This window comes from Sphingomonas sp. UYAg733 (genome assembly GCF_054057355.1).
Window position 1 is genome coordinate 132873 of the sequence record NZ_JBSRZE010000001.1, and the last position, 16720, is coordinate 149592.

Annotated in this window: 8 protein-coding genes; 5 read left to right on the forward strand and 3 right to left on the reverse strand. The window is 65.7% G+C overall.

Going from position 1 to position 16720, the window contains the following annotated elements:
* The first annotated feature begins 113 nt into the window (after nt 1-113).
* Nucleotides 114-635, forward strand: a complete 522-nt coding sequence (locus ACVWZA_RS00750; protein ID WP_457309247.1) for an RcnB family protein — start codon at nt 114-116, stop codon at nt 633-635.
* A 106-nt stretch (nt 636-741) separates the two neighbouring features.
* Here ACVWZA_RS00750 and pbpC read toward each other — a convergent pair whose 3' ends face one another.
* Both pbpC and ACVWZA_RS00760 read right to left on the reverse strand, forming a co-directional pair.
* A complete protein-coding gene (gene pbpC / locus ACVWZA_RS00755; protein ID WP_457310033.1) occupies nt 742-2838 on the reverse strand; it encodes a penicillin-binding protein 1C in 2097 nt (698 codons plus the stop codon).
* 165 nt (nt 2839-3003) lie between these two features.
* Nucleotides 3004-8742, reverse strand: coding sequence for an alpha-2-macroglobulin family protein (locus ACVWZA_RS00760; RefSeq protein ID WP_457309248.1), 5739 nt, complete (start codon nt 8740-8742; stop codon nt 3004-3006).
* Nucleotides 8743-8859: 117 nt separating this feature from the next.
* Between ACVWZA_RS00760 and ACVWZA_RS00765 the strand changes: the two genes are divergently transcribed.
* From ACVWZA_RS00765 to ACVWZA_RS00775, 3 genes are all read left to right on the forward strand, one after another.
* A complete protein-coding gene (locus tag ACVWZA_RS00765; RefSeq protein WP_457309249.1) occupies nt 8860-9774 on the forward strand; it encodes a sulfite exporter TauE/SafE family protein in 915 nt (304 codons plus the stop codon).
* Between the two features lie 35 nt (nt 9775-9809).
* Nucleotides 9810-10529, forward strand: a complete 720-nt coding sequence (locus tag ACVWZA_RS00770) for a TIGR02186 family protein (protein WP_457310034.1) — start codon at nt 9810-9812, stop codon at nt 10527-10529.
* Between the two features lie 103 nt (nt 10530-10632).
* On the forward strand, nt 10633-12306 hold the full coding sequence (locus ACVWZA_RS00775) for an ATP-binding protein (protein ID WP_457309250.1): 1674 nt from the start codon (nt 10633-10635) through the stop codon (nt 12304-12306).
* 175 nt (nt 12307-12481) lie between these two features.
* Here ACVWZA_RS00775 and ACVWZA_RS00780 read toward each other — a convergent pair whose 3' ends face one another.
* Nucleotides 12482-13960, reverse strand: coding sequence for a M23 family metallopeptidase (locus tag ACVWZA_RS00780; protein WP_457309251.1), 1479 nt, complete (start codon nt 13958-13960; stop codon nt 12482-12484).
* 241 nt (nt 13961-14201) lie between these two features.
* Between ACVWZA_RS00780 and ACVWZA_RS00785 the strand changes: the two genes are divergently transcribed.
* Nucleotides 14202-16712 (forward strand): helicase-related protein, encoded by a 2511-nt coding sequence (locus tag ACVWZA_RS00785; RefSeq protein ID WP_457309252.1) that lies wholly within the window; start codon nt 14202-14204, stop codon nt 16710-16712.
* Nucleotides 16713-16720 lie beyond the last annotated feature (8 nt).

Here is a 16720-nt window from a genome sequence, read left to right on the forward strand (position 1 = left end):
AACCCTTTCGATTTCCTGACTGAGACGTTCCCGCTCCATTCAGCGCGCCCTTGCGAAAAGGGCGCATGACGGCCTCCCCTCCGATGCCGTCGAATGAGAATGGAGTGAGAATCATGCGTAAACTGATCATCACGGCATTGATGGCCGCAGTGGCCATCCCCGCCGTCGCCATCCCGACCGCCGCCAGCGCGCAATCGCAGCGCGAAGTGCGCCGCGACCGCCAGGACCTGCGCCAGGAGCAGCGCGAGTTGAACCAGGCGCGGCGCAGCGGCGATCGCAACGACATTCGCGACGAACGCCGCGACGTCCGCGGCGCCCGCCAGGAATTGCGTGAGGATATTCGTGATCGCAATCACGCCTGGGGCCGCAACGACTGGCGCGGTTATCGCGATAATAATCGCTCAATTTACGCCCGTGGCCATTGGCGAGCGCCGTTCCGCTATTCCGCATTCCGCCCCGGCATCCGCATCGCGCCGCGCTATTTCGGATCGCGCTACTACATCGCCGATCCGTGGCGCTATCGCCTGCCGCTGGCCGGTCGCAACCAGCGCTGGGTGCGTCACTATAACGACGTGATCCTGGTCGATGCGCGGCGCGGGATCGTGGTCGACGTGATCCGCAACTTCTACAGGTAAACGGATAATCCGGCCGGTAGTTTGAACCCGCCGGATTTCCACTATCGAAAAGTCCGGGCCGCGAATGCGTCATGACGCGTTCGCGGCCCGAATTTCGTCGGGACGATCAGCGGATCGTGAAGATGATCTGGTCGACCACCCTGCCGCCGACATCGACCAGGCTGAGCCGATGCTGTCCCGGCCCCGCCAGCATCAGCGGCCGGGAATCGGCCGCGCCGAGATCGCGCTTGTCGAGCCGCAGCCGGTGGGCGGCAACCTCACCCGACACGCCGACCGCGAGCCGTTGCCGGGCGGGCGGAATATCCGGGTCGATCGCATAGACGCTGCCCGACACCGGATTGACGATGCGCGGACGCCGTGCCCCTTCGGGAGCGGCGGCAATCTGCGTCTGCGCCGTGCCGGCGAGGAAATATTCAAGGCGCGGCTGTTCGATCCCCCCGGTGAAGCGGATCGCGTGTTCCTCGATCCCCGCGGGGCGTTTCGGCCGCACGCCGGCGCGAGCCGCATGGAGCGCGAGCATCAGATCGCGCCACACCGGCGCCGCACCGCTGGTGCCGGACACCGCGCGCATCGGATCGCCCTCTAGATTGCCGACCCACACCGCGACGGTAAAGCGATCGGAAAAGCCGATGCACCAATTGTCTCGCATTGCCTTCGACGTGCCGGTCTTGACCGCCGCCCAGAAGGGCAGGCGCAGCGCGCTGTCGAGGCCGAACGTGCCGGCGCGCGCATTGGCGTCGGCGATCATGTCCGACACCAGCCAGGCAGCCTGTGGCGTGGTGACGGCGCGAGCCGGCGGGCGCGGATCGTCCATGGTCAGCCGCAACGGCGTCCAGCGACCACCATTGGCCAGCGCGCGATAAGCGTCGGCCTGTTCGAGCAAGGTTACCTCGGCCGAGCCGAGCGCCAGGCTGAAACCGTAATATTCCCCGCCCTCGGTCATACCGCGATAGCCGGTGTCCCAGAGCCGGTCGCGAAACGGCTCGACCCCGACCAGCAGCAAGGTGCGCACCGCCGGCACGTTGAGCGAGCCGGCCAATGCGCTGCGTGCCGAGACGGGGCCCTTGAAGCCGCGATCGTAATTCTGCGGCACATAAAGACCCGATGCGGTGTCGAGCTGAACCGGCGAATCGTCGAGGATCGAGGCAGGCGTCAGATAACCTTTCTCGATCGCCTGGGCGTAGAGGAACGGCTTGAGGGTCGAGCCGGCCTGCCGGTAGCTCGACGCGCCGTCGACGGCGGGTGCGGTCGAGGCGCCGCCGATCCCCCCGACATAAGCAAGCACGTCACCACTGGCATTGTCGACCACCACCACCGCACCGTCGCGTGCGCGGCTGCCGCCCAGGCCCTGAAGCTGGCGACGCAGCGCGATCGTGGCGATACGCTGCAGCCGCGCGTCGAGCGTCGTCTTCACGCGCAAGCCGGCCTTGGTGAGCAATCGCTGACTGAGATGCGGCGCGAGGCCGGGATCGAGCGCGAGACTGCGCGCCGGGCCGAGCATCGACGCTGCCTCACCGGGGAAACGCGAACAATCACGCTCGTGCGACCCCATAGTTTTAGACATCGCGCAGGCACGGCGCGCGACGAGACGCGGATCGGCCTGCGGGTTGGGCAACAGCGCGGCGAGCATCAGCGCATCGTCGCGTCCCAGCGTTTCGGGCGTCTTGCCAAACAGACCGAGCGCCGCCGCGCCAACCCCTTGCGCCTCGCCGCGGAAACCGGCGAGGTTGAGATAGGCTTCGAGGATCTGATCCTTGCTCCATGCTCCGTCGATCGCCCAGCCGGCGCGGATCTGGCGCAATTTGTCCAGCGTGCCGCGCGACCCGGGACTAGCAAGATCGGGGGCGAGGAAACCGGCAACCTGCATCGAGATGGTGCTCGCGCCGCGGTGGCGCTTACCGCGAATCCGGTCACGCAAGGCGCCGAGCAGCGCCAGGGTGTCGACCCCGCCATGGCTGAAGAAGCGCCGATCCTCGGCCGCAATCAATGTGTCTCGCGTGACCGGCGAAACCTTATCGAGCGGCGTCCAGGCAAGGCGCCGCGCGGCGAAATCGACCCGTGCCGAATCGATCAGCACGCCATGACGGTCGTACAGCCACGCTTCGGATGGATGCCAGTTGGCGCGAACCTGCGTATAGCCGGGCAGGGGCGGGGGTTGAGTGGCGTAGTCGGCGGCGGCGAACAGGGTGATAAACGCCACCATGCCGGTGAGCGTCAGACCCCTCTTGCTCGACAACGCGCCCCAAATTCGTTCGGGCTGAGCCTGTCGAAGCCCCGTCCTGCCCTTCGTCCAAAGACTGAGAAAGCGGGAGCGGCCCATCGAAAGGCTCAGGGCGAACGGGCGTTGAGGCGCCGGGTCAGGCACACCTCACCGTTGCACCACGGTCACCGGCGCGTTGGGCAGCGCGGCACGGATCGCTGGCGAGTACATCGCCTCGACCCGCGTCGGCGGCATGCTGAACCGTCCCGCGCCGTTGAGACGCATGGTGTAGCCGATGGTGAACGACCCGCGCGGCACCCAGGCGAAATAACCGCGCCATGAGTCGCGACGCCGCTCGACATAGCTTGGCTGCACGCCGTCGCCGCCGCTTACCTCACCGAGCATCGACGACTGGCCGCCGAGATTGCCAACGATCGTCGCGCCCGCCGGGATCGGATCGTTGACCACCACCCAGTTGCGTTCGGCAGATGCCTCGACGCTGATCGTCACCTTGACCACGTCGCCGCGCGTCAGCGTGCCGGGCGCGCGCGCCTGCACCACCTCGGTTTTCTTGGTCATCTTGTAGCCGGCGTTGAGCGGCTGGGTCAGCGGCACTGCGGCCGAGACCGAGACCATCGCCCATGGCCCGGCCTCGCCGCTCTGCGCCAGGCGCAGCGGCGACGCGACGGCGGGGAGCGGGAAGGATGCTACGCGCAAATCGACCGCGAGCGGCCAGGCCTTGCTGATCGTCTGCGTGCCCAGCGATAATGTCGTCGACCCGGTGATCGCGCTGGCCGGATAGAGCGCCGCGAACTTGCGCGCGGCGATCGTGCCCCAGGCATTGGCGGTGGTCGTATCCCAATGGCCGCGCAGCTGGCGCAGCGAGACGCCAACCATCATCTTCGGCGCGTCGTCCTGCCAGCCGGGGCGGCCGAGCGTGGCGATGACCGACTTGATCGACGCTTCGTCGCCCGACGACATCAGCCACCACGGCGCATTGCTCTGGTCGGAGAGGTCGAGCCGCGTCCCTTCATAGACCAGGCGCGTGCGCAGTACCGCTTCGGCATCCGCCTTGAGCGACGCCGCATTTGCGATCCCCGGGATGCGGTCGAGCGCGACGAGATAGTCAGCCAGCGTGCTGGTCGGCATCTCGTTCGGCGCGATACCCATCTGCCCGAGCATGGCGGGTGTCGCCGCATTCTGGCGCGCCAGCGCGGTCAGCGCGGCGACGCGCTGCAGCCGGACATCGCCATATTGTTCGTGGCGCAGGCGCCCGTCGATCACCGCCTTCATCGCTTCGATCATCCGCGTACGCGGCGCTTCGGGGATGGGCAGGCCGGCTTCACCGGCGAGCGACATGACATAGGCGGTCAGCGCCTCCGAGCCCGCCAGGTTTTCCGACGGCCAGTAACGCAGCAGGCCGTCCGAGGCCTGATAAGTCGGGATCTCACCCGCCAGTCGGGTCCATGCGCCGCCGTCGCCAAGCGCGACCGCGCGCGACAGACGCTGTTCGAAGCAATCATAGGGGTAAGCCGCCATGAAAGTGCGGACCCCCTGCAATGGCGGCTGAAGGGTATCGTCGAGACGGATGTCGACCGCGCCGCGACCCGGCAGCGCCCCGGCCGGCGGGGCGATCTGGATCGAGGTCGCCGTGCCGACACGGGCCAAAGTCGCCGCCCAAATTTCGACCGGTATCGCGGGAATCACATCTTGCGATACGGTAATCTGGTCGAGCGCTTTTCCGCCTTCCGCCTTGGCTTTCACCTGCCAGCGCAGCGCGGCGATATTCTCCGGTGCGGTCAGGTTCCACGCGATCGGTGCCGCGCCGCCCGCCGGAATGGTGACGGTAAGCGGGCGCCCTTGCGCGACGCGCGGCGTCACATCGACCGTCGCGGTGACCTTCATCGGCTTGTTCGAGCCGTTGCGTAGCGTGAAGGCGGCGGCATAATAATCGCCCGAGCGCACCAGGGTCGGCATGCCGGCATAGATCGACAAATCCTGCGCGGTGCGGACACTGGCCATGCCGGTCCCGAACAATTGCGCACCATCGGTGGCGATCGCGACGAGCTTGAACGAGGTCAGCGCGTCGGACAGTACCACAGGAACCCGCGCGCGGCCCTGCGCATCAAGCGCGACACGGCCCTTCCACAACAGCACCGGCTGGAAATTCTCGCGGTTGAGACCCGACAGGTCGCCACCGCCGCCACCGCCGGCCTCGACCGCCTTGCGGCCGTAATGGCGCTTGCCGACAACCTGCATCTGCGCGGTCGAGGTGAGCACCGCCAAAGGCCGTTCACCCATCATCGCGGTGAGCACGTCCCAGCTGTCATTGGGCGCGAGTTGCAGCAACGCCTCATCGACCGCCACGAACGCGACATCGGCGCTCCCCGCCGGTTTGCCGTCGGGCGTCCTGACCTGGACATCGACTTGCGCAGTGTCGCGCGCGGCATAGCGTTCCTTGTCGGCCTTGACCGCGACCTGCAGTTTGTGCGCGTCCCAACCAACCTTCACCTTGGCTATGCCGAGGCGATAGGCGGGCTTGGCGAGATCGACCAGGGCAGTCGGTTCCTGGCCCTCGGGCGGGCCGCTGGCGAGACCGAGACTCTGCGCGATGCCGTTGACCCAGCTCCAGAACCCGCTCTGTACCCGGCCACGCACCACCATGACCGACACGAACACGTCGGGGGCGTAGCTGCCCGGCATCTTCACCTCGACCACGGGATCCTTGCCCGACAGGGTCGTCACGAAGCTCGACAGCACGCCTTCACGCTCGACCGTGACCAAAGCAGTCGCCTCGCGGAATGGCATTCGCACCTGGAAACGGGCGGTCTCGCCGGCCTTGTAGCTGGTCCGTTCGGGGACGATGTCCATGCGGTCGCCATTATCGCCGCCGAACCACCAATCCTCATCACCCGCGAGCCATACCGACCGCGTCGCGCGCGCGACATTACCGTTGGCATCGCTCGTCGTCGCAACGGCATAGACCTCACCCGAGACACCGGGATCGATCGCGCATTGCGCAAGCCCCTGCGCATCGGTCGTCGCGCCGCAGGTGGCGGACAGCTTCTCGGTGCGCATCTGATTGTCATAGGCGTAGAAGCCGCCGATCAGCCGGCGCCGCGCGGTCAGCACCTTGCGGCTGTACAGCGCGACCGAGATAGTTTGGTTTGCGATCGGCTTGTTCGACGTATCGAGCGCGACGAAGCGCAGCCGCAAATCGTCCTGCTTCATCAGCCAGCCATCGCTCTTGATGCCGAGCTGCACCGCCGAGGAATAGATCGGGATACGCTTCGAGGCGGTCAGCACCTCGCCATTGGCATCCTGATAGTCCATCTCGACCAGCATGTCGGCGCCGTTCTCCAGCGTCTGCGGCACCTCGATCGTGGTGCGCGAGGTGCCGTCACCGCCGAGCGTCGCGGGCAATGTCTGGGTCGGCGGAAAGGGAGTCGATTCCTCCTCGCCGTCACCGTTCAGCGGCTTCACGCCTTCCTTGATGTCGGTGCCGCCAAAGCTATAGCCTTCATAGCCTTCGGGGTTGACGGTGCGTCCGAACCAGCCAACCCGCATATCGACCGCCAGGTTCGACGCGCCGCCGCCCGAAAGATACCCGACAAACAGATCGAGCGGCATCGTCTTGGGCCGGATCGACGCTTCCTTCGGCCCGGTCACACTCGCACGCATCGTCGGCAGCTTGTACTCGTCGACCTTGAACGATTGCCCGGTGTAGATCGTACGATCTCCATTGATCACCTGCAGGTCGTAATCACCCATCGGCGCGCCTTGCGGCGCGGCCCATTCGGTCTCTCCAATGCCACCCGCGTCGATCGTCAGCGGCAGATCGAACTGCGTATCGGACCCACGATGAGACAGGCGCAGCGTGCCGGTAAAGGCCGGGGTCATGGCAAAGCCGTCGCCCAGCGGCTTGCGCACGATATGCTTCATATGGATCGTCTCGCCCTGACGGACGAGCGCACGATCGAACACGGTGTGGAGGATTTCGCTCTTGGCCTCATAACCATAGGGCAGATCGAAGTCGTACGGCCGGATGCCCTGGCCCCATTCAGTCAGGGTGAAGCTGAAATCGTCACCGGCGCGTGCCGAGACCATCAGCGGACCCATCGAATTATTCTCGCATGAGCCATAGGTCTGCGGTTCGGGCAGGCCGGCAGGCACGAGCAGCCCACCCGCCTTGTCGGTCACGCCCCGCGCGAGCAGCCTGCCGGTACAGCTGTCCGAAATGCGCACTTCGGCATCGGGCATCGGTTTACCGGTGTCGAGCTGGGTCACCCAGGCAAGGCTGCGTTCGCGACCCCATTTGAAATGCACCGCCATGTTGGTGACCAGAGCGGCACTGGCGACATAACGCGGCGCTTTGCGCCCGAGCAGTGCCTGGCCGAGCACCGGGCTGGCCAGTTCGACGACATAGAATCCGGGTTTGGTCAGGTTGATCCCAACGACCTCGAAATCCTTGCCCTTGCCGGGCAGCGGGACCTTCAGCGCGGTCGCGGAACCACCGGCGAGGATCGGTGTGGCACCGGTATTGTTGATGCGGATCGTTTCCTTGCCGCGCTTCACTTCTTCCGATTCATAGTCGTCGGCCTTGTCGACGATGCGAAGCCAATTGGCGATCTGTCCGTCCGAGGCATCGACGCGCAGCGATTGTCCGGCGATGGCGAGATTGCTGCCCTGGAGCGATTCCTCGACGTTGCGCACGGTGACCGGCAGGACGCCGCCTTCCTTCGCTTCGAGGATGCCGAACGGCGCGGCGAACTTCACCAGCGGCGGCGCCTCGTCGAAGCGGATGTCGAGCGGGAAGCGCTCGGCATTGGCGAGCACGCGGCCGCTCTCGTCCTTGATTCCCGCCGGGATGGTCAGCTTGGCAGTGGTTACGGCGGGCAACGGGCTGGCGAAGCTGATGTCGCTGATCGTCGCCTTTTTCTTGTCGTCGTCATCGAACACCGGCTTGATCGTCTTGCCGTCGGCGGTGGTGATGCTGATCTGCTGCGCCGCGCTCATCGCGATCGGCGCGGTGAAGCGAACATAGGCCTTTTCGACCGGCGAGCAGCCCGCCTGGGCGTTGACGCGGCTGCATTCGAAACGCGCGGTGAAGGGTTTGCGCACCGTATAGTCGAAGCGCTGGTCCGCTCCGGCAAGCTTGCCGCCCACTCCGGCGATGTTCGCGCCCCACATCAGCGCGACATCGCGGCCCGGCGGCAGCGGACGGCGGCATTTGAGCGCAGTGACGCCTTCATAGGCCTTGGCGCGATCAGCGGCGGAGGCCGGCACGACGGCGGGCAGCCCGGCATTCTCAAGGAAGCTGCGCACGTTCCAATTGTCGGTGCCCATCTCGCCGAGCAATTTGCCCGGCAGATCGGCGGGCAGGACGTCGACCGGAATCTTCTCGCCAATGCCCTCGACCGAGCAATAGGCGCTCGCCCCGACCGAGGCGGCGGTCGCGGGGAGATTGGCGGCGACCAGGAAGGTCTGGTCCTCCTCAATCTCGCCATCATATTGCGCGGGCAGCACGGCACGCGCGACCGGGCCGCCACTATCGACCTTGAAGCTTTGCTGGCCGGTCACGGCATAACCCGACACGCTTTTCAACGCAGCTTTGAGCTTGAATTCGCACACTGTCCCGCCCGGCAGCGAGCTCTTGAATTCATGCACGAAGGTCTGCGGATCGACCCAGCGACCTTCGCCCTCGACCGGGCAGGTCACGTCGAACGGCCCCGTCGCGCGTGGATCGCCGAGCGCGACCATCGGCTGGCTGAAGCGGGCAGTGAAACGCTCGATCGCGCCGCTGCCAATGCCGGGGGTGGCGAGAATGACCTGCGGGCTGTTGTCGCCGAGAGCCGCGACGGGCGCGAGCGCCAGTCCCAGAAGAGTGAGGCGAATTGCCAGCTTCATCGAACGCTCCCCTGAACCGACGAAAAGGCTAATGCTTTCAACAGGGGCGAGTCCAGTACCGATTTCCGGCTGGCGGCGCTTCCGCCTCGTCCACGAACAGGTTAGTCACTGGCGGCAATGGACCTGTACCTGCCCATCGCCAACCTGTCGGTCAACGCGCTTGTCATCGTTCTGCTCGGTGGTGGCGTTGGCATATTGTCGGGTATGTTCGGGGTCGGCGGCGGGTTTCTGACCACGCCGTTGCTGATCGTCTATGGCATCCCGCCGACCGTCGCGGCAGCGTCGGCCGCGAGCCAGGTGACCGGCGCCAGCGTTTCCGGCGTGTTCGCGCATGTCCGGCGCAAGGGTGTCGATTTCAAGATGGGCGGGGTGTTGGTGGCAGGCGGCGTGGTCGGGTCTTTCGCTGGCGCTGGCATCTTCCGACTGCTCCAGGCGAGCGGCCAGATCGATACCGTGATCGCGGTGATCTATGTCCTGATGCTGGGATCGATCGGGGGGCTGATGGGGCATGAATCGCTCCGGGCGATCCGCGTGACGCGCGGCGCCACGCCGCCAAAGCCGCGCAAGCGCCGTCACCATCCGCTGGTCGCCTCACTGCCGGGGCGCACGCGCTTCTACGCCTCGGGGCTTTACATCTCGCCACTCGCGCCGCTGCTGCTCGGTTTCTTCACCGGCATATTGACGATCCTGCTCGGGGTCGGCGGCGGTTTCATCCTGGTGCCGGCGATGCTTTATCTGCTCGGCATGGGTACGCAGGTCGTGGTCGGCACATCATTGTTCCAGACATTGTTCGTCACCGCTGCGGCAACGATGGTCCATGCGACGACGACCAAGGCGGTCGATATCGTGCTCGCCGCTCTGCTGCTGCTCGGATCGGTGGTCGGCGCGCAGATCGGTGCGCGCTTCGCCAGCCGGGTGAAGCCCGAATATCTCCGCCTCGCGCTCGCGGTGATCGTGCTGCTCGTCGCGATCCGCATCGGCATTGGGCTGGGCTGGCGTCCCGACGAAATCTATTCGGTCGAGCCGTCGTGAAGCGGCTGGTGCTCATCCTCCTCGCGCCCTTGTTGATGGCGCAGGCCAAACCGGTCTTGGTCCCCGATGTGTCACAGCGTAATATCGAGATCGCCTATTCCTTCACCGGCGCCGAACTGCTGCTGTTCGGGGCGATTCTCTATCCCGGCGGGCGCCTGCCCGGGGTCGAAAAGCCGACCGATGTCGTCGTCGTCGTAAAAGGGCCGGTACAGTCGATCCTCGTGCGCGAGAAGGAGAAGGTCGCCGGTATCTGGGTCAATGCCGCGCGGCTGCGCTATCGTTCGGCACCCAGTTTCTACGCGATCATCTCCTCCAAGCCGGTCGATCAGCTGGTCGACGACCGCACCCGCGCAATCTACGAGCTCGGACTCGACAGCTTGCAATTGTCGCCGGCGAGCAGCGCGCCGCCAGAGGAGCAGAATCGCTTCGCCGATGGCCTGGTCGACCTCAAGCGGCGCTCGGGACTCTATTATGAAGCGCCGCGCGCGGTGGAGATCACCGACGGCGTGCTCTACCGCGCCCGCGTCGTCGTACCGGCACGCGTGCCAGTCGGGCGATTCACTGCGGAAACCTTCCTGATCCGCGACGGCCGCGTGCTGGCTGCGGCAACGCGCGATATCGATATCCGCAAATCGGGCTTCGAACGCTTCGTCGCGCGCGCCGCGGACAATCATTCGATCGCCTATGGTCTGGTCGCGGTCGCGCTTTCGGTGATCTTCGGCTGGACCGCCGGCTATGTCGCGCGACGCATTTGATTTGTGGGCCGGCGCCGGCCCACTAGACAAACCCGTCCCGCAACACCCAATCTTTACGAGTTTGCGCCATAGCTCCGTGGGTTAACCCCGGGGGATATCCCAGATGACGGAAATGTTGGGCGGCCAGGCTTTCGACAAGGCAGCGCCCGCAACGGCGGCGGCGGTGATGCCCGGCGCCTCAGGCGACGCGATCGGCGTCGTGATCGAGATCGCCGGATCGAGCAGTCAGGTGGTGCTCGACGCACGTGCGCTCGAATTGTTCGCGGACAGCCCGGACCCGGTCGTCGCCGGCGCCGGATCGGTCGGCAGCCAGATCAAGATGCGCGTCGGCGGTACCTGGCTGATCGCCAATATCCGCTCATTGCGCATGGTCGATGGCCATACGGACCGTATCGCCGCGCAGGTCGACTTTCTCGGCGAGGGCGATGAGGAAAAGCTGACCGGCAAACTTTACAAGTTCCGCCGCGGCGTGACGCGGTATCCGGTGCCCGGCACGCTGGTCTTTCCGGTTTCGACCGCCGATTTAAAACAGGTCTACGCCGCCGACGACCGCGCCTTTATCGAAATCGGCACGGTCTATCCGACGCGCGACATCCGCGCCTCGCTGTATATCGATGCCATGCTCGGCAAGCATTTCGCGCTGCTCGGATCGACCGGTACCGGCAAATCGACCAGCGCCGCACTGATCCTGCACCGGATCTGCGAACTGGCGCCGCAGGGCCATATCGTGATGGTCGATCCGCACGGCGAATATGCCGCCGCGTTCAAGACCAACGGCGCGATCTTCGACGTGTCGAACTTGCAGATGCCGTACTGGCTGATGAATTTCGAGGAACATTGCGAAGTGTTCCTGACGACGTCGGGATCGGAGCGTCAGATCGATGGCGACATCCTCGCCAAATGTCTGTTGATGGCACGCGCCAAGGGGCGATTGGGGCAAGAGATCACCAAGCTGACGGTCGATGCGCCGATTCCCTATCTGCTCAGCGACCTGACCAATCTGATCAGCCTGGAAATGGGCAAGATGGATCGCGCCGGCGATACCGCGCCCTATCTGCGGCTCAAGACCAAGATCGACGAGATCAAGGCCGACCCGCGCTATGGCTTCATGTTTTCGGGCATGCTCGTCGCCGACACGATGGCGAATTTCATCGAGCGCATCTTTCGCCTGCCCGGCGGCGGCAAGCCGATATCGATCATCGACGTTTCCGGCGTGCCGTCGGACATCACGTCCGTGGTGGTCGCTGTGCTCAGCCGCATGGTGTTCGACTTCGCGATCTGGTCGCGCAACGAACCACAGCGCCCGATCCTGTTGGTGTGCGAGGAGGCGCATCGCTACATCCCGAACGAGCGCAACGCCGACAGTTCTTCGGTTGGCCGCATCCTGAGCCGGATCGCCAAAGAAGGCCGTAAGTACGGCGTATCGCTCGGCCTGATCACACAGCGGCCATCCGATTTGGCCGAAGGCGTGTTGTCGCAGTGCGGCACGATCATCTCGATGCGCCTGAACAACGATCGCGATCAAGCCTTTGTGCGCGCGGCGATGCCCGAAGGCGCGCGCGGGTTCCTTGATTCGATTCCCGCGCTGCGCAACCGTGAATGCATCATCTGCGGCGAAGGCGTCGCGATCCCGATCCGCGTGTCGTTCGACGGGCTGGAAGAGAGCAAGCGCCCTGCCTCCGATGACCCGCTTTTCTCCGACCTGTGGCGTGAAGTCGGTTCTGAGGATCAGATCATCGCGCGCACGATCAAACGCTGGCGTTCGCAGGGACGGTAAAGGCTCGCTGCTCAACCTAAATCGCCCGTCATTTCCGGCGAACGCGGGAATCCCGCTTCCTTCCTTCTTTCAACGCACACCAACGAGCGGCATGAAAAACACGAAGCAGGGGGAGCGGGCCCCTCGCTTTCGCGATGGTGTCGGCCAGCTATATTATCCGGAAAACCTTCTTGCCTTAGCGTCCGCCAGGACGGACCGACATCAGCGCCGCGACACGCGCCTTGAATGCCCTGAGCGTTGCGCCCGAAAGCTGCGCCATGGTCGTGAACGAGACCGATCGCGGATTGATCGCGACGCCATTCTTCCACAATTCATAATGGAGATGCGGTCCGGTCGACATACCGGTCGAGCCGACATAGCCAATCACCTGGCCGCGCGCGACGCGGGTGCCGGCGCGCACTGCGATGCGGCTCATATGACCATAGCCGGTGGCCATGCCGCCGCCATGGATCAGCTTGACGAAATTGCCATAACCACCGTTACGCCCGGCCAGCGCGACCACACCGTCCATCGCGGCATAGATCGGCGAGCCATAGGCGGCGGCGATATCAAGCCCCTTGTGCATCCGTGCGGTGTGCAGGATCGGGTGGATGCGGATGCCGAAGTTCGAGGTCAGGCGGCCGGCGACGGGCATGCCCATCGTGCCGCGGCGTTCGCCGACGCCGTTGGCCTCGAACCATTGCTCGCGCCCTTCGCTACCCCATTTGACCAACTGGATTTTCTTGCGGCCCTGATCGAGGCCGGCGAACATGAGTTCGCCGAGCTGGACCTCTCCAGTCGCGGCGCGCGCCTGGCCCAGCACGAAATCGAATTTATCGGCCGAACTGACATCGCGGCCGATCGAGATGCGCGACGCGATCGCCTTGATATAGGCCTCGACCGCCTTGGCCGGGGCGCCGGCGGCGCGCGCGGACCGATACAGGCTCGATCCGACCAGACCCTGAATACGCAACGGCGTATGATCGATCGCAATCGGCTGACGCGTCATGCTGAGTGCGTTGCCGGACCGGCTGACCGAGAGCTTGAGATCGAATTTGGCGCGGAACGCGAGTTGCTCGAGCGGCCGTGCGACTGTCCGGTCGGGACGGCGGCCCAGCGTCATGTCGATCCGCGTACCGGGTTTGATGTCGTCCAGCGCCACCGCATTCGACACCAATGCGGCGACTTCGGCGGAGTCACTCTTCGACACGCCAGCGCGTTCGAGCATGCGGCCGAAATTGTCACCCTGGCCCAATGTCGTGGTCAGGTCCTGCCGCGGGCGTTCGGGCTGTTCGGCAAGCGGTGCGACCAGATCGTTCGCGGCCATGTGTCGACCGGTCGCCGCGCCCCAGGCGAGTGGCGCGATCGATTGCGCGCGCGCCTCGTCCCATTCGCTGCCCGACAATGCGGGCGCGACATCGCCAAGGATGGACCGGTCGAAACCGGGTGAGAGAAAACAGGTCACGGCGATCAGCCCGGCGCAGGTCGCGGCACCACGCCACCAGTCGGCGGAGCCGATCCGCGCGCCGAGATCGGGCGCCCAGTCGATCTGCGCAATGCCGGTGCGGAGCTTGTCGAGCGGAGAAGGAGCGGCCGGCACATACGCGGCACGACCGAACGAGAGTGTCGCCGTGCCACCCGCCTGGTCCAACCCATGATCGCTGCGTAAGAACAAGGCGACTGATCCCCAAGTCACTCGTCGCCGTCACCCCCGGCATGGGTGGGATGACTGTGACGCCAAAATACTAAAGTCAAATTAAGGAATGTTCCGCACTTGGAACTCTACGGTCAGCCGTTATGCTGTTGCGACGAAACGAGATTCTTTAACGGAACTCCTAACCAAATTAAGTGCTTGGCCCCGAATTTAACCGGAGCGGGTTGCGCGTTCACCGCGCCACGCCGATGTTGTGTTCGCCATGAGCCGCGCCGATCCCGACTTGACAGTCACCGCCGTGCTGGGCCCGACCAACACCGGCAAGACGCACCTCGCGGTCGAGCGCATGTGCGGCCATTCGAGCGGCATGATCGGCTTTCCGCTCCGTCTGCTCGCGCGCGAAGTTTACGACCGGGTGGTCAAGCTGAAAGGCGAAGGCCGTGTCGCGCTGATCACCGGCGAAGAAAAAATCGTGCCGAAGGACGCACGCTGGTTCCTGTGCACCGCCGAAAGCATGCCGCTCGATCGCGACCTTGCCTTTGTCGGAATCGATGAGGCGCAACTTGGCGCGGATGCCGAGCGTGGCCATGTCTTTACCGACCGGTTGTTGCGCGCGCGGGGTCGCGAGGAGACGATGATCCTTGGCTCCGAAGCGCTTCGCCCCATGCTCAAAGCACTGGTGCCGGAAGCGGATATCCAGAATCGACCGCGTTTTTCTACACTCAGCTATGCCGGGGCGAGGAAGATTTCGCGCTTGCCCAAACGATCCGCGATCGTCGCGTTCAGTGCCGAGGAAGTCTATGCCGTGGCCGAGATGCTGCGGCGTCTGCGCGGGGGCGCGGCGGTGGTGATGGGTGCGCTCTCGCCGCGCACGCGCAATGCACAGGTCGCGATGTTTCAGGCCGGCGAGGTCGATTATCTCGTCGCCACCGACGCGATCGGCATGGGGCTGAACATGGATGTAGCGCATGTCGCCTTTGCCAGCCTCAACAAGTTCGACGGCCATCGCCAGCGCCGCCTGACCGTTGCCGAGATGGCGCAGATCGCCGGTCGCGCCGGGCGGCATCAGCGCGACGGCACCTTCGGCGCACTGGTCGAGCAAGGGCCGGGCGCGTTCACACCCGAAGAAGTGCTGGCGATCGAGGAGCATCGTTTCCCGCGGCTCGATTTCCTCTATTGGCGCGACGGCGAGCCCGACATGGCGAGCATCGACGACCTGATCGCCACACTCGAAGCGCGGCCCGACAGCCGCGTACTGCGCGCCGCGCCCGAAGCGGTCGATCTCGCTGTGCTCAAGCGGCTCGCCGGAGAGGGGTGGGTGCGCGAACGCGTCCGGTCCCCTGCGATGGTCGCGCGGCTGTGGGCGGCGTGCGGCCTGCCCGATTTCCGCAAGCTCGGCGTCGATCCGCATGCGCGTTTCGTCGGGCGCGTGTTCGGCCATCTCAGCGAAGGGTCGGGCCATATCCCGCATCAATGGTTCGCCGACGAGATCGCGCGGCTCGACACGGTCGCCGGCGATGTCGAGACGCTGGCCGGGCGGATCGCGGCGGCGCGGAGTTGGGCCTATATCGCCAATCGCCCCGACTGGCTGGCCGATCCGATGCATTGGGCGGCCCGCGCCGCCGAAGTCGAAGAACGGCTGTCGGACGCGCTTCACCGCGGCCTGACGCAGCGTTTCGTCGACAAGCGCACGACCATGTTGCTGCGCCAGATCGGTGCCGACCCGCGCGCGCTGCCCGTGGTGATCGGTGAGCAGGGCGAGGTTATGGTCGAGGATCACCTGATCGGGCGGCTGGACGGATTCCGCTTCATCGTCGCGCCCGATGCTGGCCATAGCGACAAAAGGCTTTTACTCGCCGCCGCCGAGCGCAGACTGGGCGACGAACGGGCACGGCGTAGCGCCGCGCTTGTGGCGGCCGAGGATTCCGCGCTGGCGCTGACGGTCGACACGGGCGCGATACCCATGCTCGCATGGAATGGGCTGCCAGTCGCGACATTGACCGCCGGTGCCTCACTGGTCAGTCCGCGCTTGAAGCTCGACAGGTCGCTCGACTGTCTCGATGTCGCGGTGCGCACAAAGATCGTCGCACGGCTCGATCGCTGGATCGCCAGCCAGACCATGCAGCGCCTTCCCGCCCTGGTCGCACTCGATGCCGCAGCGCGCGACGCCGCCGCCAGCCCGGCGCTCCGCGCGGTTGCGGCGGCCCTGGTCGATCGCGGCGGTCTTGCCGCGCGGATCGATCTGCACGTCGCGGTCGATGGGCTCGATCAACCGGCGCGCAAGCGGTTGCGTGCGATCGGCGTGACGATCGGCGCGCTCGATTTATTCGATCCGCGCCTGCTCAAGCCTGGCGCCGCGCGCTGGCGGCGCGCGCTGCTCTCCGCGCAGACCGGTACGCCGATCGTCGAGGGTCCGCCCGATGGTGCGACTGTGCTGGCGCGCGGCACGCCCGGCGCGACACTCGACGCCGGTTTCCGCCAGATCGCCACTCAGGCGGCGCGCGTCGACCTGGTCGAACGTATCGCCCGTAGCGCGCATGACGCGCGCGCCGGACGGCGCCCATTCGCGCCCGACCCCGCGCTCGCCATCTCGATCGGCCTGGCACCTGCTACGCTGGAGCGATTGATGGCGGGCCTCGGCTTTCGCACCGCGCCGCCGGAGAATGATCGCCCGCGCTGGATCTGGCGCGGCCAGGCGCGCGCCAAGGCGACGCCACCACCGCGCGACAACGCCTTTTCGGCGCTCGCCGATCTTGCATTGTTCCGCGGCTGAGCTTCGTG

Excerpts from the sequence above, each read along its gene's own strand:
- ACVWZA_RS00785 (WP_457309252.1), top strand. The coding sequence starts at position 14,202 with ATGAGCCGCGCCGATCCCGACTTGACAGTCACCGCCGTGCTGGGCCCG.
- pbpC (WP_457310033.1), bottom strand. The coding sequence starts at position 2,838 with ATGGTGGCGTTTATCACCCTGTTCGCCGCCGCCGACTACGCCACTCAA.
- ACVWZA_RS00765 (WP_457309249.1), top strand. The coding sequence starts at position 8,860 with ATGGACCTGTACCTGCCCATCGCCAACCTGTCGGTCAACGCGCTTGTC.
- ACVWZA_RS00750 (WP_457309247.1), top strand. The coding sequence starts at position 114 with ATGCGTAAACTGATCATCACGGCATTGATGGCCGCAGTGGCCATCCCC.
- ACVWZA_RS00760 (WP_457309248.1), bottom strand. The coding sequence starts at position 8,742 with ATGAAGCTGGCAATTCGCCTCACTCTTCTGGGACTGGCGCTCGCGCCC.
- ACVWZA_RS00770 (WP_457310034.1), top strand. The coding sequence starts at position 9,810 with ATGGCGCAGGCCAAACCGGTCTTGGTCCCCGATGTGTCACAGCGTAAT.
- ACVWZA_RS00775 (WP_457309250.1), top strand. The coding sequence starts at position 10,633 with ATGACGGAAATGTTGGGCGGCCAGGCTTTCGACAAGGCAGCGCCCGCA.